22 protein-coding genes and 1 tRNA gene are annotated in these 19772 nt (G+C 71.0%); 8 read left to right on the top strand and 15 right to left on the bottom strand.

Annotation, left to right across the window (positions count from 1 at the left end; all coding sequences use genetic code 11):
* Nucleotides 1-15 precede the first annotated feature (15 nt).
* From ACLJOK_RS32935 to ACLJOK_RS32925, 3 genes are all read left to right on the top strand, one after another.
* On the top strand, nucleotides 16-1563 hold the full coding sequence (locus tag ACLJOK_RS32935; RefSeq protein WP_410822374.1) for an FAD-dependent oxidoreductase: 1548 nt from the start codon (nucleotides 16-18) through the stop codon (nucleotides 1561-1563).
* Nucleotides 1564-1630: 67 nt separating this feature from the next.
* Nucleotides 1631-2839 (top strand): hypothetical protein, encoded by a 1209-nt coding sequence (locus ACLJOK_RS32930; RefSeq protein WP_410822373.1) that lies wholly within the window; start codon nucleotides 1631-1633, stop codon nucleotides 2837-2839.
* Nucleotides 2840-3050: 211 nt separating this feature from the next.
* Complete coding sequence (locus ACLJOK_RS32925; RefSeq protein ID WP_410822371.1) at nucleotides 3051-3494, top strand: HNH endonuclease; 444 nt, start codon at nucleotides 3051-3053, stop codon at nucleotides 3492-3494.
* A gap of 73 nt (nucleotides 3495-3567) precedes the next feature.
* Here ACLJOK_RS32925 and ACLJOK_RS32920 read toward each other — a convergent pair whose 3' ends face one another.
* The 4 genes from ACLJOK_RS32920 to ACLJOK_RS32905 all read right to left on the bottom strand — a co-directional run bounded on the left by ACLJOK_RS32920 (nucleotide 3568) and on the right by ACLJOK_RS32905 (nucleotide 7336).
* Nucleotides 3568-5124 carry a serine/threonine-protein kinase gene (locus tag ACLJOK_RS32920; protein ID WP_410822370.1) on the bottom strand — a complete coding sequence of 519 codons (1557 nt, stop codon included), beginning with the start codon at nucleotides 5122-5124 and terminating at the stop codon, nucleotides 3568-3570.
* Between the two features lie 78 nt (nucleotides 5125-5202).
* Nucleotides 5203-5718 (bottom strand): hypothetical protein, encoded by a 516-nt coding sequence (locus ACLJOK_RS32915; RefSeq protein WP_410822369.1) that lies wholly within the window; start codon nucleotides 5716-5718, stop codon nucleotides 5203-5205.
* A gap of 184 nt (nucleotides 5719-5902) precedes the next feature.
* Nucleotides 5903-6439, bottom strand: coding sequence for a hypothetical protein (locus tag ACLJOK_RS32910; RefSeq protein WP_410822368.1), 537 nt, complete (start codon nucleotides 6437-6439; stop codon nucleotides 5903-5905).
* 183 nt (nucleotides 6440-6622) lie between these two features.
* A complete protein-coding gene (locus tag ACLJOK_RS32905) occupies nucleotides 6623-7336 on the bottom strand; it encodes an enoyl-CoA hydratase/isomerase family protein (protein ID WP_410822427.1) in 714 nt (237 codons plus the stop codon).
* A 292-nt stretch (nucleotides 7337-7628) separates the two neighbouring features.
* On the opposite strand from ACLJOK_RS32905, the gene ACLJOK_RS32900 reads away from it, so the two are divergent.
* Nucleotides 7629-8180 carry a hypothetical protein gene (locus ACLJOK_RS32900; protein ID WP_410822367.1) on the top strand — a complete coding sequence of 184 codons (552 nt, stop codon included), beginning with the start codon at nucleotides 7629-7631 and terminating at the stop codon, nucleotides 8178-8180.
* On the opposite strand, the gene ACLJOK_RS32895 is transcribed toward ACLJOK_RS32900, so the two are convergent.
* The 5 genes from ACLJOK_RS32895 to ACLJOK_RS32875 form a co-directional block, all read right to left on the bottom strand.
* The gene (locus tag ACLJOK_RS32895; RefSeq protein ID WP_410822366.1) at nucleotides 8168-8812 is read right to left on the bottom strand and encodes a histidine phosphatase family protein; all 645 of its coding nucleotides are present in this window, start codon (nucleotides 8810-8812) and stop codon (nucleotides 8168-8170) included. The genes ACLJOK_RS32900 and ACLJOK_RS32895 overlap by 13 nt on opposite strands.
* Before the next feature lie 67 nt (nucleotides 8813-8879).
* Nucleotides 8880-9548, bottom strand: a complete 669-nt coding sequence (locus ACLJOK_RS32890) for a DUF998 domain-containing protein (protein WP_410822365.1) — start codon at nucleotides 9546-9548, stop codon at nucleotides 8880-8882.
* A 10-nt stretch (nucleotides 9549-9558) separates the two neighbouring features.
* Nucleotides 9559-9978: a VOC family protein gene (locus ACLJOK_RS32885; RefSeq protein WP_088952055.1), complete on the bottom strand. Its 420-nt coding sequence runs from the start codon at nucleotides 9976-9978 to the stop codon at nucleotides 9559-9561.
* A 35-nt stretch (nucleotides 9979-10013) separates the two neighbouring features.
* The gene (locus tag ACLJOK_RS32880) at nucleotides 10014-10415 is read right to left on the bottom strand and encodes a helix-turn-helix domain-containing protein (protein WP_410822364.1); all 402 of its coding nucleotides are present in this window, start codon (nucleotides 10413-10415) and stop codon (nucleotides 10014-10016) included.
* 98 nt (nucleotides 10416-10513) lie between these two features.
* The gene (locus ACLJOK_RS32875; protein ID WP_410822363.1) at nucleotides 10514-10807 is read right to left on the bottom strand and encodes a hypothetical protein; all 294 of its coding nucleotides are present in this window, start codon (nucleotides 10805-10807) and stop codon (nucleotides 10514-10516) included.
* 126 nt (nucleotides 10808-10933) lie between these two features.
* On the opposite strand from ACLJOK_RS32875, the gene ACLJOK_RS32870 reads away from it, so the two are divergent.
* Nucleotides 10934-11707, top strand: a complete 774-nt coding sequence (locus ACLJOK_RS32870; RefSeq protein WP_410822362.1) for a hypothetical protein — start codon at nucleotides 10934-10936, stop codon at nucleotides 11705-11707.
* A 24-nt stretch (nucleotides 11708-11731) separates the two neighbouring features.
* On the opposite strand, the gene ACLJOK_RS32865 is transcribed toward ACLJOK_RS32870, so the two are convergent.
* The 3 genes from ACLJOK_RS32865 to ACLJOK_RS32855 form a co-directional block, all read right to left on the bottom strand.
* Nucleotides 11732-12511, bottom strand: a complete 780-nt coding sequence (locus ACLJOK_RS32865) for a hypothetical protein (protein ID WP_410822361.1) — start codon at nucleotides 12509-12511, stop codon at nucleotides 11732-11734.
* A 111-nt stretch (nucleotides 12512-12622) separates the two neighbouring features.
* Nucleotides 12623-12892: a hypothetical protein gene (locus ACLJOK_RS32860; protein ID WP_410822360.1), complete on the bottom strand. Its 270-nt coding sequence runs from the start codon at nucleotides 12890-12892 to the stop codon at nucleotides 12623-12625.
* A 227-nt stretch (nucleotides 12893-13119) separates the two neighbouring features.
* Nucleotides 13120-13196 (bottom strand) — tRNA-Thr (locus ACLJOK_RS32855).
* Nucleotides 13197-13537: 341 nt separating this feature from the next.
* Between ACLJOK_RS32855 and ACLJOK_RS32850 the strand changes: the two genes are divergently transcribed.
* Both ACLJOK_RS32850 and ACLJOK_RS32845 read left to right on the top strand, forming a co-directional pair.
* Entirely contained in the window at nucleotides 13538-14629 is a 1092-nt protein-coding gene (locus ACLJOK_RS32850; RefSeq protein WP_210780867.1) for an ABC transporter ATP-binding protein, read from the top strand.
* A gap of 169 nt (nucleotides 14630-14798) precedes the next feature.
* Nucleotides 14799-15398, top strand: coding sequence for a hypothetical protein (locus ACLJOK_RS32845; protein ID WP_410822359.1), 600 nt, complete (start codon nucleotides 14799-14801; stop codon nucleotides 15396-15398).
* Nucleotides 15399-15450: 52 nt separating this feature from the next.
* On the opposite strand, the gene rlmB is transcribed toward ACLJOK_RS32845, so the two are convergent.
* Together rlmB and cysS are read right to left on the bottom strand one after the other, a co-directional pair.
* Nucleotides 15451-16584, bottom strand: coding sequence for a 23S rRNA (guanosine(2251)-2'-O)-methyltransferase RlmB (gene rlmB, locus ACLJOK_RS32840; RefSeq protein WP_238659111.1), 1134 nt, complete (start codon nucleotides 16582-16584; stop codon nucleotides 15451-15453).
* Nucleotides 16584-17999: a cysteine--tRNA ligase gene (gene cysS, locus ACLJOK_RS32835; protein ID WP_410822358.1), complete on the bottom strand. Its 1416-nt coding sequence runs from the start codon at nucleotides 17997-17999 to the stop codon at nucleotides 16584-16586. Before cysS ends, rlmB begins: the two co-directional genes overlap by 1 nt.
* Before the next feature lie 255 nt (nucleotides 18000-18254).
* Here cysS and ACLJOK_RS32830 point away from each other — a divergent pair, with 255 nt between their 5' ends.
* Nucleotides 18255-18914: an IclR family transcriptional regulator gene (locus ACLJOK_RS32830; protein WP_410822426.1), complete on the top strand. Its 660-nt coding sequence runs from the start codon at nucleotides 18255-18257 to the stop codon at nucleotides 18912-18914.
* A 484-nt stretch (nucleotides 18915-19398) separates the two neighbouring features.
* Here the strand turns inward: ACLJOK_RS32830 and ACLJOK_RS32825 are convergent, their stop codons facing one another.
* Nucleotides 19399-19539, bottom strand: a complete 141-nt coding sequence (locus tag ACLJOK_RS32825; RefSeq protein ID WP_410822357.1) for a hypothetical protein — start codon at nucleotides 19537-19539, stop codon at nucleotides 19399-19401.
* Between the last annotated feature and the right edge of the window lie 233 nt (nucleotides 19540-19772).

Below are 19772 nucleotides of genomic sequence, written 5' to 3'. Positions count from 1 at the left end.
GGGCAGACTGGGCCCATGGCGCTGTCGCAAGTGGTAGGTCGGCTGATCGGCGTTCGGCAGCACCAGGTGGACCCGGGCGGCGGTGGCGCCGACCGGGTGCCGCGACCGACCACGGCGCTGGTGGTGGGTGGCGGCATCGCCGGGATGTCGGCGGCGGTGGTGCTGGCCGAGCGGGGTGTGGCGGTCACGGTGCTGGAGGCGGCACCCACCCTCGGTGGTCGGCTGGGCGCCTGGCCGGAGGCGCTCGCCGACGGCAGCCAGCAGAACGAGCATGGCTTCCACGCGTTCTTCCGGCAGTACTACAACTGGCGGTCCATCCTCCGCCGGATCGACAGTGACCTGGGCTTTCTCAAGCCCATTCCGGGCTACCCGATCCTCAGCGAGCAGTGGCCGACCGAGGAGTTCGGCAAGTTGCCGCCAGCGCCGCCGGCGAATCTGCTGGCGCTGCTGCTGCGCAGCCCGAGCCTGCGCCTGGCCGACCTGCGACTGATGGATCGGGACGCGGCGCTGCCGCTGCTCAGCTACGACCCGGTGCGCACGTACGCCGACCTGGACGACACCACCGCCGACGAGTTGCTGGCGTCGCTGCGACTGCCAGACCGGGCGCGGGCGATGCTGTTCGAGGTCTTCTCGCACTCGTTCTTCAACCACGAGGCGGAGATGTCGGCCGCCGAGATGGTCGCCCAGTTCCACTTCTACCTGCTCGGCAACCCGGAAGGGCTGGCCTTCGACTGCCCCGACGAGGACTACGCCACGGCGATCTGGGAGCCGCTGACCCGGCACGTGGAGAAGCACGGCGGCCGGGTCCTCACCGGCTGCGCCGCTACCGGGGTGCACCGCGACGCCGAGGGCTGGCGGGTGACGACCACCGACGGCGGTAGCCATCCGGCGGGTCACGTCGTGCTCGCCGTCGACCCGCCGGCGCTCGCCGCGCTGGTAGCGGCCTCTCCGGACCTGGCCGAGCAGGCACCCGAGCTGGCGGGACGGATGGCGGCGTTCGGCACCCCCGGCCCGCCGTACGCGGTGGCACGGTACTGGTGTGACGGCGACGTGGCCGCCGAGCGGGCGGTGTTCAGCGGCGTGTCCCGCCAGCCCACGCTGGACTCGGTGACGCTCTACCACCGGCTGGAGAACGAGCCGCGGCGCTGGGCGCGGCAGACCGGCGGGTCGGTCATCGAGCTGCACGCGTACGCCTGCGAGCCTGGCGTGCCGGCCGAGGAGCTGGCCGAGCGGATGCGCCGCGAGCTGGTCGCGCTCTGGCCGGAGGCCGGCGACCTGCGGGTCCGCGAGCTGCGGGCCCGGGTGGAGGCGCAGGCGCCGGCGTTCACGCCGGGCAGCCACGCCTGGCGACCGGGGGTACGCACCGACGCGAACGGCATCTACCTGGCCGGCGACGGCATCGCCACGGCCTTCCCGAGCGCGTTGATGGAACGCTCGGCCGCGACCGGGATCATCGCCGCGAACCACATCCTGCGCGCCGAGGGTGGCGCGGCCGAGCCGGTGCGCTCGATCCGACCGCGCGGGCTGCTGGCCGGCAGGCCAAATCGACAAAACACAACATAAGCCACGGTACGCTGCCGTACGCTCGAATGATCAACCGTCGATCGGCCGGGCGGGAGGGCAGCGGGAGATGTCACCACTGCACCGCGCCGGCGCGGAGAACGGTCAGTCGATCGACGAGATCGGCCGCGACGACACGTACCCGCTGATCCGCGACGAGCGCGCCTGCATCGTCACCGCGCTCCGGCTGGGTTGGTGGATGGCGGACGCCTACCACCACGGGCAGCACGCCGAGCCCCGCGCCTTCGTCGAGGCGCGCCCTGCCGTACCGCCGGCCAAACTCTCCAACCTCACCGAGATGTCCGCCCACCGGCGGATGCGGATGTACCTCGACGGGGTGGACGTCGCCCTGGCCCAGATCGCCGACCTCACCCGGCACACCGGGCCGGTACCCGACACGTCGGCCGCCCGAGCCCTGCTCCCCGACCTGGGCCAGCCCGACCCCGCCGACCCGGTACCGCTGCTGCTCGCCCTCGACGACCTCAACGTGGAGGTGCTGCGCTGGGCGATGGCCGCCAACCACCGGGTCGGGCTGGCGTACCGACTGGGCCGATCAGTGGCCGACACCGTCCGGGCCGGCGACGTCACGCAGTTGCTGCGGCAGTTCGGCGGCCGGCAGGTCCAGATCAGCAGGTGGTTGGACGAACTGGCCAGCGTGCTGCCGCCGTACTCGGCCGCAGTGGTGCGGCGCTCGCTGGCCGCCTGGGCGACCGCCGTCGACCGCGCCGGCCACGGGGACCCGACCGAGCCGACGCCCGCCACCCTGAGCCGGGCGCTGCGCGGCCAGGGTGACCTCTGGCGCGACGTGCTCACCGGCGGCCTGCACCCGCGCGACCTGCTCGACGAGGAGGACTACGCGGTGATCGCCAAGAACCTCATCATCCGGGACCGGCGACTGGTGGCGCAGGCGGCCCGGGGCATCTTCTGGCCGGTGCTCGTACCCCTGCTGCTGGTGCTCTTCGCGGTCGTCGGGGTGAGTGCCGCCGCGGCCGCCGGCTCACCGACCACCCGGGCCACCGTCGCCCTGGTGGGCCTCGGCGCCGGGTTGGCCGCGATCTGGCGGTCGGTCTCCGGGCCCGCCCTGGCCGTCGCCGGTGAGGTCAACCGGCCGCTGTTGGACAGCGAACTCACCGCGCGGATGGCCCTACGGCTGAACCGGCCGCTGACCACCGCCCAGGTATCGGCGAAATCAGCTCCCCGCACACGCCGCCAGCGGCGCCCCGAGGAGACCGGCCGATCGAAATACGTTGCTCGCGTCTCCCGCGTCGACCTACCGTGAGCGCGCAAGGTCAACCACCACCGCGGGAGCAGTTCATGACGATGTGGCACGTCAGCACCGTGCTGTCGACGCTGCCCGGTGACGGTTACCGAGCGGAAGGTCCCCGGGCGGGCCGGCCCGACTGACGCGTACCCGTACGCGCTGAGCCGCCCCGTCCGACAGCCGGACCGGGCGGCTTCTTGCTGTCCGTCCCCTCTGGAAAGGAGTCCCGGTGGACGCCGTCCTCGTCATCAACGCCGACCTCGGCCCGCTGCACCGGGTCACCGTCCAACACGCCGTCCGCATGCTCTGCCGTCGGGTGGCCGAGATCCACGAGGCCGAGCCGGACCGGGTGATCGGGGTCTTCCCGATGCCCCGGGTGGTGCGGCTGGTCCGCTTCGTGGTCACCCGATGGAGGTTCAACTCCGGGCCGGCCTGGTCGCGGGCCGGTGTGCTGCGCCGCGACGACAGGTGCTGCGCGTACTGCGGGGGCACGGCCTCCACCATCGACCACATCCTGCCCCGCTCGCGCGGCGGCCGGAACACCTGGCGGAACACCACCGCCGCCTGCTACGCCTGCAACCAGCGCAAGGGGGACCGGACGCCGGCGGAGGCGGGCATGCCGCTACGCCGGGAGCCGGTGAACCCGGGCTGGGCGGTGCTGGGCGGGCGGTGACGGACCGGGCCGGCGGGAACGGGGGGCCGCGTCCCGGGTACGTCCCGGGCGCGGCACCCGCCGGCCCCCCGAATCACGCGGCGCGTTCCTTGACCTGCGACTTCAGCCGGCCATTGGGGCACTGCACCCGGATCTCGCTGCTGTGCTCCGCCGAGGTCAACTCGACCACGATTTGCTTCGCCGGCCCCGGGTCGTACTCCTCGGCCCGGAAATCGGGTGCAAGCACGACTGTGAGCACCTCGACTGACTTCCCCACACAGCGAGCGGTGACCGTCCCGCCCCGCGCGTCGACGGGTACGCCGGCGGCAGAGGTGGGAGTCGGCGCGGCCCCGGTCGGGGTCGGTCTTGCGGTGGTGGTTGTCGGTCCCGGGGCCGCTGTTCCCCGCGGACCGGTCGGAGGGCTGATCCGGGTGGCAGGCGCGGTGTTCCTCGTCGGCGGCACGGACGGCCCGGCATCGGCCACGTCGGTCGGCTCCTCGGTGCGGGGCATCCCCACAGTGGTGGTGCCCGGGCCGCTACCGGTCGGAAGGGCGCTCTGTCCCTGTCGACGATTGCTGAAGTCGCCGAGCGACCCGGCCAGCGCCACAGCGGCGACCACGGCACCGCTGACCGTCAGAATGGCCCGCCCCCGACGCCACGGCCCGCGCCTCATCGACCCCGCCGAACCGCCGGTCGGCCCGGTGCTAGCCGACCCGGTGCTGGTCGGCTCGGCGCTGGTCGGCTCGGCGCTGGTCGGCTCGGCGCTGGTCGGCTCGGCGACGTTTGCCGCCGGGTCGGCGGCAACGGCAGCCGCCTCAGGGGCGGCCCCGCTGAGGGCGGCCCCGCTGGCGGCGGCGAGCAATATGCGGGCCGCGTCGGCGGCCGACGGCCGGTCGGCGGGATCGCCGGCCAGGCACCAGCGGTAGAGTCGGTGCACCTCCGGCGGTACGCCGTCGATCGGGGGCAGCGGATCCGGCTCGACGTGCGTGTGCGCGCGGAGCATCCCGCTCTGCGCTTCGGCAGGCCACGGCAACCGGCTGGTGAGCACCCGGTACAGCAGCAGGCCGAGGGCGTACACGTCGCTGGCCGGCAGCACCTCGCCGGCCTGCAACCGCTCCGGCGCCAGGTAGGCCGGCGTACCCAGCAGCCGCCCCTCGAAGTCGATTTCCGGCGCGCCGGCGGCTGCCGCGATGCCGAAGTCGAGCACCTTCGCGCCGGTCGGTGTGAGCATCACGTTGCCCGGCTTGATGTCGCGGTGCACCAACCCCTGCTCGTGCGCGGCGGCGAGCGCCGAGGCCACCTCGGCGCACACCCGCAGACCGGCGCGCGGCGGCAACGGTCCGACCACCAACCGGTGTTCGAGGGTGTGACCGCCGAGCAACTCCATCACCACGAACGGGACCTCGGCACCATCCAGCACCGACTCGCCATAGTCGTAGACGCTTGTCACGTGCGGATGCGACAGCCGGGCGGCAGCCTTGGCCTCGCCCCGGATCCGCTGTCGGGCGTTGGTGTCCGAGGCGACCAGCACCTTCACCGCCACGTCCCGTTCGAGCACCTCGTCGTACGCCCGGTGCACCGCCGACATGCCGCCACTGCCGAGGCGCTCCAGGAGCCGGTAGCGGCCCGCAAGCAACTGATCACGCTGCACGACGGACAGCCTGCCGTACCGGCCTGAGAACGGGGCACCCGGGATCGAAATATCGCGATGAGTGGGACCGGCTTGCGGCTACCGTCCGCTCGGGTCCGGGTGCGCGCGCAGGAACGCCTCGCCCCGGCGGGCATTCCGGAGGACCGACACGATCAGCACCGCCCAGTTCACCAGCAGCAACCCGCCGATCGCCGCGAAGAACGGCGCGAACGCCAGGAACGCCTGACCGACGCTCGTCATCGCCAACCCGGCGACCAGCACCACAAACCAGCGTTGGCCGGCGAGCTGTCGGGCGGTCTCCACGAGGAGGGCCGGGTCTTCGTCGGCCTCGGGCGTGCCACGTCGAACCTGCCGCGCCAGCCGCCGACGGTGCGACCAGCTCAACGTCAGCAACGGGGACCGGCGGGACGCCCGGTAGCGCCCGGTGCGTACGGCCCAGACGACAGCGGCCACCTCGACGATGACTCCGAGGATCAACAGAACACGCCCGAGGTTACTGACCCAGCGCGGTGGATCACCCTCGAAGATGCCGGAGTTCTGGCCACCCATCACGACACCGACCGCGAGCGCGCCGACCACGGCGGGCAGCAGCACGAACCCGAGGATCAGACGGACTCGCAGTTGTTTCCGCCCGGTCCGGCCGGGATTCGTCGCTGTCGCGTCCATAGTGGTCCCCCGATCACCGCGTGGCGCGGAACTACCCATCGACGGTGGCGGCCGAAACGCTCGCCAACCGCCGGTCGGGTGTCGAGGCTGCCGGATACTGCGGTGAGCCGCGTCAGTCGTGCGAATCCTGCTCTTCCGGCTCCGGGTGGGCGCAGAGGAATGCCTTGGCCCGACGGGCATCACGGAAGGAGAACGCGACGGCACCGACGCCCAGCGTCGCCATGACGGCGAAGAGACCGGTGAACAGCGGTGTGAACTTCAGCAGCACCTGCCCAAAGCTCGAGATCACGAAGCCGACAAGCATCAGCGAGTACCAACTTTGGTTGATCATCGTCCGCGCGGCGGCCCGGAGCAGTCCGTGGTCCGCATCGTCCTGCGGCGCGCCCCGCCTGACCTGTTGCTGCAGGCTTCGGGTGTCCGACGGGTGCAGCCGCCGCAGTGGCGACTCGCGGTCGGCGCGGAACCGGCCACTGCGCACCAGCCAGACAAGGGTCGCGATCGCCAGGGCCAGCCCGGCGAGTTGCAGGACGCCGCCGATAGCTGTCGCCCAGGCCGGCGGGTCGCCGCCGACGATGCCGGTGTCACGGCCAACCACTACCGCACCGACGATGATGGCTACCGCCAGAATCGACAGCAGCACTACGAGCATCAGCCGCCGACGATCACGGCTTCGCGGTGCAGTCGACATCTCCATGAAGGCCCCCGCCCCTGTTTGGTCCGGGGGATACCCATCGATTGTCGTACGACAAACGCGATCAACTGCCCGGCGCCTCGGGCCCGGCAGGATTTCGGGTGGCTCCGGTCGTCACGGCACCCGCAGCAGCCGAGGCGGTCAGTCGCCGGTCGGGGGCTGCCAGGCGAAGCGCGGCTGTCGGCGTTCGGCGATCGCCGCGACCCCCTCCCGGGCCTCGCCGGTGGTCGCCACCTTCCGGTGCCACCAGGCGATCCGCGCGGGCTCGGCCCGATCGTCGATGATCTCCTTCGCGGCGGCGATGCTCAGCGGTGACCGCTGGGCGATCGTCGTGGTCAGTTCGTCCACCCGTGCGGCGAGCCGGTCGGCGGGCAGCACCTCGTCGACCAGACCGATCCGCAGGGCGCGCTCGGCGTCGATCAGCTCGGCGGTGAACAGCAGAAGCTTGGCGGCGGACGGGCCGACCAGCCGGGCGAGCCGGCGCGTCGTCGGTGCCGGATAGACCAGCCCGAGGCGAGCCGGCGGTACGCCGAAACGGGCGTCGTCCGCGGCGATCCGCAGGTCGCAGGCGACAGCGAGTTGAGCTCCACCGCCGACGCAGGCACCTCGGATGGCCGCGATCGTCGGCTTGGCGAACCGGGCCAGCCGATCCTCGGCGGCCACCGCGATGCTGGCGTCACCGGCGTCCAGCAGCTCGGCCAGGTCACCGAGGTCGGCACCCGCGCAGAAGGCGTCGCCCGCGCCGGTGAGCACCAACGCCCGTACGTCGGGGTCGGGCTCCAGCCGGTCGAGCACCTCGGGGAGCTGACGCCACATGGCCGCGGTCATCGCGTTGCGCCGAGCCGGGTTGTGCATCACCACCGTGGCGACCGGCCCGGCCACCTCGACGGTCAACTCCGCGTCCGACACGTCAGCTCCTTCCCGCGCCACCTGGAGCGACGCCGCCAATCTGCCCGCCGGCGTCGCGCGCCGGTGCGGCGACCCTAGCGAACACGACCGGTCAACCCCCGGCGCAGGCGCACTACTGAAGCAATCTTGGACACTTTCCGTTAGCTCGGAACGGAAACTGTCCAAGATTGCCATAACGACGCGGACCGCTTCCGGTCGGATGGGGGAACCGACGGTTGGGGTCGCGCGTCCGACGGAGATGAGACCCGCATCGACGACCGTCGTCACGGTTGCGCTCCTGGCCGCGCTCCTGACCGGTTGCACAAGCGTCGACCGAGCCCCCACCACCACTCCGACCCAGCCCTCGGCCACCACAGCTACCGGCCCGGCCAACCCGGCCAGCGACACCGCGCAGCCGACCAGCGCCCCCACTGTCAGCGCCGGGGCCAGCGGTGTGGCCCAGCGAGTGACGTTGCGAGTCTCCGGTGGCTTCGCCGGGCGTGGTGAATCCATAGTCGTCGAGCCGGACGGCCAGTGGACAGTGACGGACCGGGCCGGCAGCCGGCGCAACGGTCGGCTCACCCCCGCCGATCAGGGCATCCTGGCGGGGCTGGCCGCCGACCCCCGGCTCGCCACCGAGGCACGGCGGCCGACCACCGCGACCAAGTGCTCGGACGTGATGCTCTACCGCCTCACCGTTGCCAGCAACGACACCGGGTACACCACCTGCCCGGACGACGGGACCCCGCCGCCGGCCACCCAGGCGGTGGTCAAGCTGCTCCTGCGGGCCACCGAGACTTACGTCAGATAGTCCGGGGGCAGGCCGGTGCCCCGCAGCTCCGGCGGTAGGTGGGCCACGTCGTTGACGGCGACCAGATTCGGCGGACCGCCCGCGCTGTACCGGATGACGGTCAGCCCCGCGTTGTGCGTGTTCAAGCCCAGCCAGCGACACTCCGGCGCGTCGAGGGCGTGCCGCACCAGCCAGGCGATCAGGAAGCTGTGCGTCACGACAAGCTCGCGGACCGGTTCGCCACCGGCGGGCCCCTCGGCGACCGGGCCGGCGAACCGCCGCACCGCGTCCGCCGTCACTCGTGGCCCGTCGACCCGCTCGGCCGCCGAGAACTGGGTCAGAAACTCGGCGTACGCGGGCGGCAGACCAGCCGGATCGGTGTCGTGTGGAAGGTGGTCGCCGGCCAACTCCGTCTCGTACACCGGTACGTCGGGCAGCGACTTGGCGACCAGCTCGGCGGTCTGCGCGGCCCGGCGCAGCGGCCCGTGATGGACGGCGGCGAACCGCCGGGCTCGCAGGCGTTCGCCCAGCAGGGTGGCCTGCCGACGGCCGCGCTCCGACAGGCCGGTATCTGGTTCGCCGGCATCCGGCCCACTCGGCTCGGAGAGATCCTGCTCGGCGTGTCGGGTCAGGTACAGCAACCGGGTAGCCATAGCCCTCACCTCAACACACCGGGAGGTACGAGTTCGACCCGCACCTCCCGGTCCTGCGGCCGTCGGATCAGTCAGCCCGACCGGACGCCGCCCGCGCGAAGGTGACCGACACCCACAGCCAGCCTGCCGTCACCGCCAGGCCGAACGCGACCATCACGGCCGGCGCCGGCCGGACGATCAGCGTCACCCAGGCCACCGCGAAGAACACCCCGGTCACCAGGCTGTACACGGATCGACCGCGCGCCCCCTGCCGGGCGGCCCGACGGGCGGCCACCACCGTCGCCACGATCAGCGACACGAAGGCCACCGCCGCCACCAGGAAGTGCAGACCCCCGTGCCAACTGATCTCACCGGCGCCCCGAGGCGTACCTGCCGGGAACCCATCGGCCGGGTCGGCGCTGAAAATCGCCGCCCCGACCAGGCCCAGGCCGTACAGCGCGAGCAGTCGGGGCAACCACATCGATCCGTCGCCTCCGCTGGTACGGCGCAGCGCTTGGGCGGCCAGCGCGCAGAGCACCCCGGTGACCAGGAACGTGACGATCTGGATCCAGCCCAGCTCGCCGGTGCTCAACACGCTGACCGGGTGGCGACGGAAGTCGAATCCGTCCCGGGTCGCCGCCTGCACGATCGCCGAGCCGGCGAAGATCGGGCCGGCGAGCACCCCGCCGATCAACAACAGGCGGTCCCGACCGACGGCTGTCGGTCGTACCACTGGAAACGCCGCGGTCTGGCTCATCGCCCGCCCCCTACGCCCGGGGGAACATCTGGCCGATGCGGATCCGGTTGCCGAACGGGTCCCGGATGCCGAAGTCGATCCCGTACGGGCGCTCGGTCGGCTCGTCGGTGATCTCGACGCCCTTCGCCACAAGATCCTCGTGCGTCTTGCGGGCGTCGTCAGTGGTCATGAAGAGGTACCCGCCGAGGGCACCCTTGGTGAGCAGCTCCCGGACCTGCTCGGCGGTGGCCGGGTCCAGCGCGGGCGGGCCCGGCTTCTCCAACAGGATCTCGCGCTCCGGGTCGCCGGGCAGGTTGACAGTGAGCCACCGCATGAAGCCGAGATCCTGGTCGGTGTTGACCTCCATGCCGAGCTTGTTGACGTAGAAGTCAAGCGCGGCGTCCTGGTCGAGGACGTAGATCTGGGAGCGGCTGATCGCGTTCATCGTCATGCCCATGACGCTAGAGGTAGACCGTGACCTGCGGCTTATCCAAAACTGCTGGGTCGGGTCCAGGCTTTGGTGAAGCACGACGGCACGTTGGCCAGCGCGACGCGCTGACGCCGGAAGTCCGAGGGCGACTCGCCGACGATCTGTCGGAACGTCCGACTGAACGTGCCCAGGCTGCCGAAGCCGACGGCGTAGCAGATGTCCGTCACGTCCCGGTCGGTCTCCACCAACAGCGACATCGCCCGCTCCACCCGCCGGCGTTGCAGATAGCGGTGCGGGGTCTCACCGAAGGTGGCCCGGAAGGTACGGATGAAGTGCGCCTGCGAGACGTGCGCGATCCGGGCCAACGCGGGAATGTCCAGAGGCTCGGCGTACGCCCGGTCCATCGCGTCCCGGGCGCGCAGCATCGCCCGGTTCGACTCCTCCACTGCCCGACTCATCGGCCCCCCGGCACCACTCTGCTCGCCGCCGGAGCCCAGGCTACCGCCAGGCACCGCGCCGTCCGGTGTGCCGTTGCCGGCACCAGCCGTCCGACCACCTATGCCGGGAACTTCCCGGCCACGGCGTGCTCGAGGTGTCGCACCCTTCCGTCTCCCAGCAGTTCCTTCAGCCGTCGGAGGTTGGACCGCACTTCGGCGGCTGGGGGCTTTCCGATCAGCGTCAGACCGACGCGGCCCAGGCTCCCCAACGGTGCCTTCATCACCTCGCGAACCTCCGTCTGCCCGGCCTCGGGCGCGGGCCGGAAGGAGACCTCCCAGCAGGTGCTCAAGCCGGAAGGCGACACCGTCTCGTAGCGGATCAACTCGTTCGCGCGCTCCTCGGTCAGCCTCATCGTCAATTTGACGTGAATACCCAAAGGGCCCTGAATCGTCCACCGAGTGGTCTTCGGTCCCGCCGCCCGCCTCTCCCTCGGCCTCAGCGCTGGCGACGACGGTCTCCGATCACCGACAATTCCCGGGTGCCCGAACCCGAGGCGGACGATGCGGTGCGCTGGCTGGCCGAACACGGCGTGACGCCGCTCGGTGAGGGACACTGGCGGGAGTCCGCCTCGTCGAGTGGCCCCGAACGGTCCGATGAGGATCTCGCCCACGAGTGGGCGGCCGCCGCCCTGGGAGACGACCGGTTGGCCCCGATGCAGCGGCTACGCACGGGGCTCGGCCTCCTCGATCTGCTCGACGAATACTGGGTGACCGTCGAGCTGCGGACCTTCGTCACCGAGCAGGCGGATTCGATGGTCACCGACGCCTTCTGGGCCGGATACCGACAGCGTCTCGAAGCCGTCGAACCGGCGGAACAGGTGCTGTACTCGCTGTGGGTTGACTGGTTCGAGGACCAGGACACCGTCGAGGCAGCGTTCTCGCAGGTGGGCGGCGACGACGTGCGCCACCTGCTGACCCGACAGCGCCTGTGCGATCTCGCCAGCGGTCCGGTGCACCGTCGAGTCGCCCGGGTCCTAGAGCACTCGGGACCGGTCGGCTGGTCCCACAAACACGATGTCTACGAAACTGTCGCAACTGTGCCCGAGTTGCGGCTGGCGTTGTTCGAAGGCCTCCGGGCCAGCTACCACGACGTTTACGGCGATCTCGAACCGGTGCCGGCGCTCGCCCTCTTGAACGGCCTCCAACTACCCGCGGACACCCCGCACCTCGCCCCGCTGCGGGCGGTGCTGGCGGCTGGTGCTCGCAACCACTACCGCCACCCACACCTGTGGGGCACCGTGTGCCAGGAGTGACACCGGCCGGGTACGGCTGGGCTTTTACTTGCGGTAGTAGAAGTCGGCGGCCTCACCAGCGCGTGCCGGCGCGTTGATCTTCAAGGATTTGCCGTGATCCTTCATGGTGGTGGTCAACGTCAGTTTCGGGCCCTCGCTGGGACTCAGCTCCACCTTGATCGAGGTGACCCAACCCTGGTCATCGGTGGTGATCGTGAACGGCGACAGCCGTATGCCGATCGAGACGATGCTTGGTGCCCCCACGGGGAGGAACGAAGTGGCGTCCTTGCCGGTGGGGTCGAAACGGCCCGTGTAGGCATGCGGGTCGACGCGGTCCACCGAGGCGATCGACGAGGTGAACGCCTTCAGGCCGGTCGGGTCGACCCAGTCGAAGCGCAGGAAGGGATCGTCGCGCTTCACTCGCTTCAGATCGACGTGCACCCAGTCCTTCTCGTCGGACGGCCGTACGTAACTGTCGTTGCCAATCACGATCCGGCTCCCCGCCGACGGGTACTTCCCACCGGTGACCGAGATTGTGGTCTGGAAACGGCGCTTCTTCGGATCGAAGGCGCCCGTGCCGGTGACCTTTTGCCCTTCGGGCAGGTTGCCGCGCACTGCGTACCGGTGGGCAGCCCCCTGCGACCGCTGCAATGCCGCGACCAGCTCGCCACGGACGTCGGGCGTCGGGGACGGCGCGGCGGTGGCCGTGGCGGTGGCCTGGACCGGTCTGTCGGCGCGGGTGGGCTCCGGCGTCGGAGTGCAGCCGGCAGCAAAGAACAGACAGCTGGTCAGACCCAGCACGAGCAGACTGGTGCTCTGTTTCATCGTGATTCCCCCGTGGACCGCCGCCTGATGGCGGGACGGAGGCACGATAGCGAACTTGATCGACGCCCGGGCGCCCCTCGCCACCACCCATGAACCGTGACGCCGGTCAGATCACCGCGAGTCTTCAGCCGTGACGCCGCCGAATGGTGTTGCCGTCTTCCATCGAAATTGGTGATCAGGCTCGTCGCGGTACTCCAGAACGCCCGCCTTCACCAGCGCATGCAGCATGTCCCATAGCGCCTGACCGAGCGGATTGTCTGACCAGAACACCCACTTGACCTGCAAGAACATTTGATCCGTGAACAGGCCCACCGCTCGGCCCAACTCGTACTGAGCGCCATCCACATCCGTCCACTCAGCGAGTTCATCCGCCAGGGCCATGACTACAGATCCTCGCAGCAGACAGATCGCGTGGGTACTGAGCCTGGGCGCCAAGCTTGCCCGACTGACCTTCACGCTCGGCGTGGTCCTGGCACCGGATGGTTGGATGTCGAGCGGCACCATCTCGCGCCGGCTACCCACCCGAAGCCCAGCTCGACGGGAAGCTGTCGCGAGTGCTGTCAACAGGTCGACTCGCGGCAGCGCCGCTCGGATAGGTCTGATGTAATTGGAGCCCCCGGCCGGGATCGAACCGGCGACATCTCGCTTACAAGGCGAGTGCTCTGGCCAGCTGAGCTACAGGGGCGCGTGCGTCGAGGTCAGCATAGCGACTGACGTCCGGTAATCCCGATCGCGAGGCCTCCCGAGAACGGGAATCGTCAACAACCCGACGCAGAAGCCTTTGACACGGCGCCGATTGATGTCTGACCGTGCCCGAGTGCCCGGAATGCGTAGCCCGCCTGGTGGGCTGGGCGGCCCCCAACCTTGGCAGCACGGGTAAACGCGTTTACGGTTCACTGACACGGACGACAACCGGGCGCCCCCGCGACCGGGCCGCCGTCCGCTGAACCGGCACGGACACGTGCCGGTTGCTCCTTCACTCGGATCGTCCGGCACGTTCCTGCCGGTGAAAGGAAGCGCTTCACCATGGCTACGGTCACCTATTCCAAGGCGTCCCGGGTCTACCCGGGCCAAGAGCGTCCCGCCGTCAACGAGCTGGACCTCGAGATCGGCGACGGGGAGTTCCTCGTCCTGGTCGGCCCCTCGGGCTGCGGTAAGTCCACCAGCCTGCGGATGCTCGCCGGCCTGGAGGACGTGGACGCCGGTTCGATCTACATCGACCAGCGTGACGTCACCCACCTTCCCCCGAAGGCCCGCGACATCGCGATGGTCTTCCAGAACTACGCCCTCTACCCGCACATGACGGTGTACGAGAACATGGCGTTCGCCCTCAAGCTGCGCAAGACCTCCAAGTCGGAGATCGACCGACGGGTCAAGGAGGCGGCCGGGCTGCTCCAACTGGAGGAGTACCTCAGCCGTAAGCCGAAGGCGCTCTCCGGTGGTCAGCGTCAGCGTGTCGCGATGGGCCGGGCGATCGTCCGCGAGCCGCAGGTCTTCCTCATGGACGAGCCGCTGTCGAACCTCGACGCCAAGCTCCGCGTGCAGACCCGTACCCAGATCGCGTCCCTCCAGGCGAAGCTGGGCGTCACCACTGTCTACGTCACGCACGACCAGGTCGAGGCCATGACCATGGGTCACCGGGTCGCGGTGCTGCTCGACGGTGTCCTTCAGCAGGTGGACACCCCGCGGGCGCTCTACGACACCCCGGCCAACGTGTTCGTCGCCGGCTTCATGGGCTCTCCCGCCATGAACATCAAGACCGTTCCGCTGAACGAGCGGGGCGCCGAGTTCGCCGAGCTGCAGATCCCGCTGACCCGGGAGCAGGTCGAGGCAGCCCGCGCCGAGGGTGGCGACGGCAAGGTCACCGTGGGCTTCCGCCCGGAGGACTGCGAGCTGGTCAGCCCGACCGAGGGCGGCATGCCGGTCGTGGTCGAGCTGGTCGAGGACCTCGGCTCGGACGCCAACGTCTACGGCCACGCCGCGCTGGGTGGCAACTCGGAGCGCTTCGTCGTCCGCACCGACCGGCGCAACATGCCGAACATGGGTGACACCGTGTTCGTCAGGCCGGTTGCCGGTCGCAGCCACGTCTTCCACGCCTCCACCGGTGGCCGGATCTGACGTAACGCCGTACCGACAAAGGGGCGGTCCGCTTCGGCGGGCCGCCCCTTCGTCGTACCTGAAGTGGCTCTTCACCCTGTGGAGCCAGCGCCGGGATGGCTCTGTGGGGTGATTCGGCACGGCTGGCCGTCCTCGTACGGTCACGGCGACCCGAACCGGAGGAGGCGCCGTGCCCACCGATCTCGCCCAGCCCGCTGCTCACCACCCGACCGCGCGTTCCCGGTCGTACCGGGTGGTCCGCCTGGCCGGACGGAGCCTCGTCTACTGCGCGACGCTGGTCCCGGTCGCCGTACTCACGCTGGTGACCGCCCCGCTGGGCGGAGCCGGCGCCGCCGCCGCCCGCTGGCGTGCCCTGCGTACCGGACTGCTCGGGATGCCACCGACGGCCGTACCCGCCCGGCGGCCCGGCACGGTCGCGGTGCTCGGCCACGCCCTGCTCAGCCTGCTCGTCGGTGCCGTGGCCCTGTTGCCACTCGGCGTCGAGCTGCTGGTGGTGCTGCGCGGCGTGCTGTACGGCCTGGTGGACTCCGGGCCGTACGTCGGCGCCTGGGGTGGTCCGACCCGGGCCGGCGCGTGGCTGGCGCACTTCCTCATTGGCCTGCCGATGGCCGCCGCCGGGCTGGCCGCCCTGATCGGCATCGCCGCCGTGCACCAGCGGCTGACCCGACGCCTGGACGGCGAGCGCGGTCCGCTCTGGTTGCTCCCGACCGTGCTGCTGATGGCGCTCGCCGGGGCGCTGCTCTTCGTCGGGTGGACCCGTCAGATCTGAGCACGAAGGCCCCCTCCCGCGCTCGGCGGGAGAGGGCCCTCGTCGACGAGCGCTACAGCTCGACGGAGCGCCGGCGGGCGACCTCGGCCAGGGCGACCGCCGCGGCCACGCTGGCGTTCAGCGACTCGACCTCGGAGATCATCGGGATGCTGACGGTCAGGTCGCAGGTCTCCCCGACCAGGCGGGAAAGACCGCGCCCCTCGGAACCGACCACCACCACCAGCGGACCGACAGCGGCCTCCAGGTTGTAGAGGTCGGTGTCGCCGTCGGCGTCCAGGCCGACGACCATGAAGCCGGCGTCGCGGCACGCCTTCAGCGACCGGGTCAGGTTGGTCACCTGCGCCACGGGCACCCGCGCGGCCGCGCCGGCACTGGTCCGCCAGGCGGTCGCGGTGATCCCGGCGGCACGACGCTCGGGTACGAAGACACCCTGCGCGCCGAACGCGGCAGCCGACCGGATCACGGCGCCCAGGTTGCGCGGGTCGGTGACACCGTCCAGCGCGACCAGCAGCGGAGCCTGCTGCTCCAGGGCAGCGGCGACCATGTCCTCGAACGGCTGGTACGCGAAGGGCGGCACCTGCAGGCCGACACCCTGGTGCAGCACCCCGCCGGTCATCCGGTCCAACTCGGCGCGGCTGATCTCCAGGTTGGCGATGCCCCGGTCGGCGGCGGTCCGGATGATCTCGTTGATCCGGTCGTCCATGTCGATGCCCTGGGCCGTGTAGAGCGCCGTCGCCGGCACGTTGGCGCGCAGCGCCTCCAGCACCGGGTTACGCCCGACCAGCAGCTCCGGGGTGTCCTTGGACGGGTTGGACTTGCGCCCCGGCGTGACCCGGGGGCCAGAGCGGCCGGTGGGCTTGCCGCCCCGTCCGCCGGTGGCGGCACCACGACCGCCCGGTACGCCCCGACCGCCACCCCGACCCCAGGTGGTGTCCTTGCTGCCGGGCTGGCCGATCTTGGGGGCGCGCCCCTCCTCGGCCGCCGCGCGGCGCTCCTTGTCCTGCTTCCAGGCGGTGCGCTGGGGCAGCTTCTCGGTGCCCGAGTAGCCCTTGTGCCACGGCCGCTCGTCAGCGGGCAGGGTGCGACCACGCCCGGCCAACGAGTCCTTGTTCTTGCCGCCGGTGCCCTTGGGGGCGCCTGCCTTCGACGTCAGTCGCCGGCCACGGCGCTGCGAGTTGCCGGCCATCAGTCCTGCTCTCCAATAGTCCAACGGGGGCCCTGGGGGGTGTCCTCGACCACCACGCCGGCCAGCTTGAGCTGGTCACGCACGGCGTCCGCGGCAGCCCAGTCCTTGCGGCCCCGCGCCTGCGCACGCTGCTCCAGGGCCAGCGCGATCAGGGAGTCCACCACGGCACGAAGGTCGTCCGATGGGCCGCCACCGGTCCAGGCCGGGTCGAGGGGGTCGATCCCGAGAATATCCAGCATTGCCCGCACCACGGCCAGCGTGGTGCGGACGGTCACATCGTCACCGACGCTCAGCGCGGTGTTGCCGTCCCGAATGTGCTGTTGCAGCACGGCCAGCGCGGCGGACGTGTTGAGGTCGTCGTCCATCGCCGCGACGAAGCCGGCGGGCAGCTCACCGAGCTGCCCTGCGCCGACCCGCTCGACGGCCCGCTGCACGAAACCCTCGATCCGCCGGTACGCGGTGGCCGCGTCGCGCAGCGAATCCTCCGAGTAGTCGATCACCGAGCGGTATTGCGCGGCGGCGTAGTAGTAGCGAAGCTCCACCGGCCGCACCCCGAGCGAGTCCACGTACGCCAGGTCCAGCGCGTTGCCGGCGGACTTGCCCATCTTGGCCCCGCCGATGCTCAACAGCCCGTGGTGCACCCAGTAGCGGGCGAACGGCAACCCGGCCGCCTGGGACTGGGCGATCTCGTTCTCGTGGTGCGGGAACGTCAGATCCAAGCCACCGCCGTGGATGTCGAACTCCGGACCGAGATAGCGCCAGCACATCGCCGAGCACTCGATGTGCCAGCCCGGACGGCCCAGCCCCCACGGCGAGGGCCAGTAGGCGTCCGCCGGCTCGTCCGGTTTCGCACCCTTCCACAGCGCGAAGTCGCGCGGATCCCGCTTGCCCCGATCCGGGGCGTCCCCGGCCGACTGCATCGCGTCCGGAGACTGACCCGACAGCGACCCGTACGCCGGCCAGGACGCCACGTCGAAGTAGACGTCGCCGGAGCCGTCACTCGCCGTGTACGCGTGCCCGTCGGCGATCAGCTTCGTGATCAGCTCATGCATCTCGGGGATGTGCCCGGTGGCGCGCGGCTCATAGGTGGGCGCCAGCACGTTCAACGACCGGTACGACTCGGCGAGCAGCAACTCGTTGGCGTACGCGATCGACCAGAACGGACGGCCCTGCTCGCCGGCCTTGACCAGGATCTTGTCGTCGATGTCGGTCACGTTGCGAATGAAGGTGACCTCATAGCCGGCGGCCAACAGCCAACGACGCAGGACGTCATAGTTGACGCCGGAGCGAAGGTGACCGATGTGCGGCGGAGCCTGAAGGGTGAGACCACACAGGTAGACCCCCACCTTGCCGGCTTCCCGCGGGACGAAGTCCCGCACCGATCGGGTGGCGGTGTCATACAGGCGTAGCGTCACCGTACAAGGGTAGCTGTCCGTGCCTGTCCGGGTCCGCCGGTGCCGGGTCGTACGCTGCCAGGCGTGGATGCGACCGCACGCTCCGGTGGCTCCGGTGACCCGCCAGCCAACCCCACCGGCCCCGCCGACCCGGCCTTCGAACAGGCCACCGGGCCGGCCGACGTGGCCTTCGGGTCGGCCTCCGGCTCGACGGACGTGGCCTTCGGGTCGGCCTCCGGCTCGGCCGACGTGACCTTTGGGCGTGCTGAGGCTGGCGTGAGGCGGGCCGACGGGGTTGTGGGGCGGGGCGGGGAGACGTCGCAGACGCTGGACCGGGGGTTGCGGCTGCTGCACCTGGTCGCCGACGCCTCTGGCGGTCTGACCGTCACCGAGGCCGCGAATCGGCTCGGCATCGGCCGGGCCGCCGTCTACCGGCTGGTCAGTGCGCTGACGGGGCACGGCATGCTGCGCCGCGACGGAGAAGGTCGACTGCGCCTCGGTGCCGGGTTGCTGCACCTGGCCCGTCGGGCCCAGCCGCTGCTCGCCGAGGGTGCGCTGCCCGCGCTACGCCGTCTCGCCGAGCAGGCCGGCGCGACAGCACATCTGACCGTCGTCGAAGGTGGGGAGGGCGTCGCCCTGGCCGTGGTCGAGCCGAGCTGGACGTCGTTCCACGTCGCGTACCGGACCGGGGCACGGCATCCACTGGACCGGGGAGCTGCCGGCCGGGCGATCCTGGCCGGTCGCGCCGGGGTGGCAGAGCCGGTGAGTAGCAGCGGAGAGTTGCAGGCCGGGGCGTACGGGGTGGCCGCACCAGTGCTCGGCGTACCCGGGCTGGAGGCCAGCGTCGGCGTGGTCGCGCTCGCCCCGCTGGACGTCGACACGCTCGGCCCCCAGGTGCTGGCCGCCGCCCGAGCCATCACCACCGCCCTCAGCTGACCCCGACCGCCGCGCGCCCCCACCTCACCGCCGCGCGCCACTCCGCGCCGGCCCCCGCGCCTTGATCCACTCGGGTTCACGGAAGTCGCGGTATCCCAAGCCCGGTGACCGCCCGACTTTCAGGAACGCGAGTGGATCACCGCCCGTCGGCAGCCCGAAAGTCCTGATCCAGCCGGGGCCATAGCACGATCGACAGGCGGATTCGTGGTTGTCCACAGGCCCGGCGGCACCCGCAGTCCGGGTTGTCCACAGGGGTTTCGGTGCCCGGTGCGCGGTCGGCAGGCTGCTCGGCATGCCACCACGTCCGCACCGCCCCGATGCCCTGGCCTGGCAGGTCTTCCGCGGCTCCGACGCTGTTCGGGACGGCCTGCTCACCGAGCATCAGTTGCGCAACTCCGCCTGGGTGCGGTTGCGCCACGACATCTACGCCGACTCGCGACTGGACCGGGACCACGCCCTCGCGTGTCGCGCCGCCCTCCTCCGGCTACCGCCCGGAGTGGTGGTCGGCGGCCCGTCCGCCGCCTACCTGCACGGCGTCCAACACGCCGCGAGCTTCACCGATGATGTGCACGTCCTCGTGCCCCGACCGCTGCGGATCGGCCCACAGCGCGGCCTCCGCGTGCACGTCAACGCCATCACCCCGCTCATGGCGAGCGAGCCCTCTGAGCTGGCCGCGCCAACCACACGACGACCGGCAGGCACGAGACAACCACCGGACGCTGGCCGACCGCCAGACGCAGGCCGACCATCGAACGCTGGACGTCCACGTGAGGCAGCGCGACCTACGGGAGTAGGCCGCCCACCTGCCGGCGGGAGGTCACCACGCCCAGCACGGCCTGTGTCCCGCCCGGCCACCGT

The sequence above is a fragment of the Micromonospora sp. 050-3 genome, from assembly GCF_046549335.1.
Classification (GTDB): domain Bacteria; phylum Actinomycetota; class Actinomycetes; order Mycobacteriales; family Micromonosporaceae; genus Micromonospora; species Micromonospora trifolii.
The sequence above is the reverse complement of the archived record's forward strand: the minus strand, read 5'-3'. Positions and strand labels throughout refer to the sequence as shown.

What these genes read in the sequence shown, in the direction of transcription:
- ACLJOK_RS32935 (WP_410822374.1), top strand. Translation starts at nt 16, where the DNA reads ATGGCGCTGTCGCAAGTGGTAGGTCGGCTGATCGGCGTTCGGCAGCAC.
- ACLJOK_RS32930 (WP_410822373.1), top strand. Translation starts at nt 1,631, where the DNA reads ATGTCACCACTGCACCGCGCCGGCGCGGAGAACGGTCAGTCGATCGAC.
- ACLJOK_RS32910 (WP_410822368.1), bottom strand. Translation starts at nt 6,439, where the DNA reads ATGCTCGTAGTGCTGCTGTCGATTCTGGCGGTAGCCATCATCGTCGGT.
- ACLJOK_RS32905 (WP_410822427.1), bottom strand. Translation starts at nt 7,336, where the DNA reads ATGCACAACCCGGCTCGGCGCAACGCGATGACCGCGGCCATGTGGCGT.
- ACLJOK_RS32900 (WP_410822367.1), top strand. Translation starts at nt 7,629, where the DNA reads ATGAGACCCGCATCGACGACCGTCGTCACGGTTGCGCTCCTGGCCGCG.
- ACLJOK_RS32895 (WP_410822366.1), bottom strand. Translation starts at nt 8,812, where the DNA reads ATGGCTACCCGGTTGCTGTACCTGACCCGACACGCCGAGCAGGATCTC.
- ACLJOK_RS32890 (WP_410822365.1), bottom strand. Translation starts at nt 9,548, where the DNA reads ATGAGCCAGACCGCGGCGTTTCCAGTGGTACGACCGACAGCCGTCGGT.
- ACLJOK_RS32885 (WP_088952055.1), bottom strand. Translation starts at nt 9,978, where the DNA reads ATGACGATGAACGCGATCAGCCGCTCCCAGATCTACGTCCTCGACCAG.
- ACLJOK_RS32880 (WP_410822364.1), bottom strand. Translation starts at nt 10,415, where the DNA reads ATGAGTCGGGCAGTGGAGGAGTCGAACCGGGCGATGCTGCGCGCCCGG.
- ACLJOK_RS32875 (WP_410822363.1), bottom strand. Translation starts at nt 10,807, where the DNA reads ATGAGGCTGACCGAGGAGCGCGCGAACGAGTTGATCCGCTACGAGACG.
- ACLJOK_RS32865 (WP_410822361.1), bottom strand. Translation starts at nt 12,511, where the DNA reads ATGAAACAGAGCACCAGTCTGCTCGTGCTGGGTCTGACCAGCTGTCTG.
- ACLJOK_RS32860 (WP_410822360.1), bottom strand. Translation starts at nt 12,892, where the DNA reads ATGGCCCTGGCGGATGAACTCGCTGAGTGGACGGATGTGGATGGCGCT.
- ACLJOK_RS32850 (WP_210780867.1), top strand. Translation starts at nt 13,538, where the DNA reads ATGGCTACGGTCACCTATTCCAAGGCGTCCCGGGTCTACCCGGGCCAA.
- rlmB (WP_238659111.1), bottom strand. Translation starts at nt 16,584, where the DNA reads ATGGCCGGCAACTCGCAGCGCCGTGGCCGGCGACTGACGTCGAAGGCA.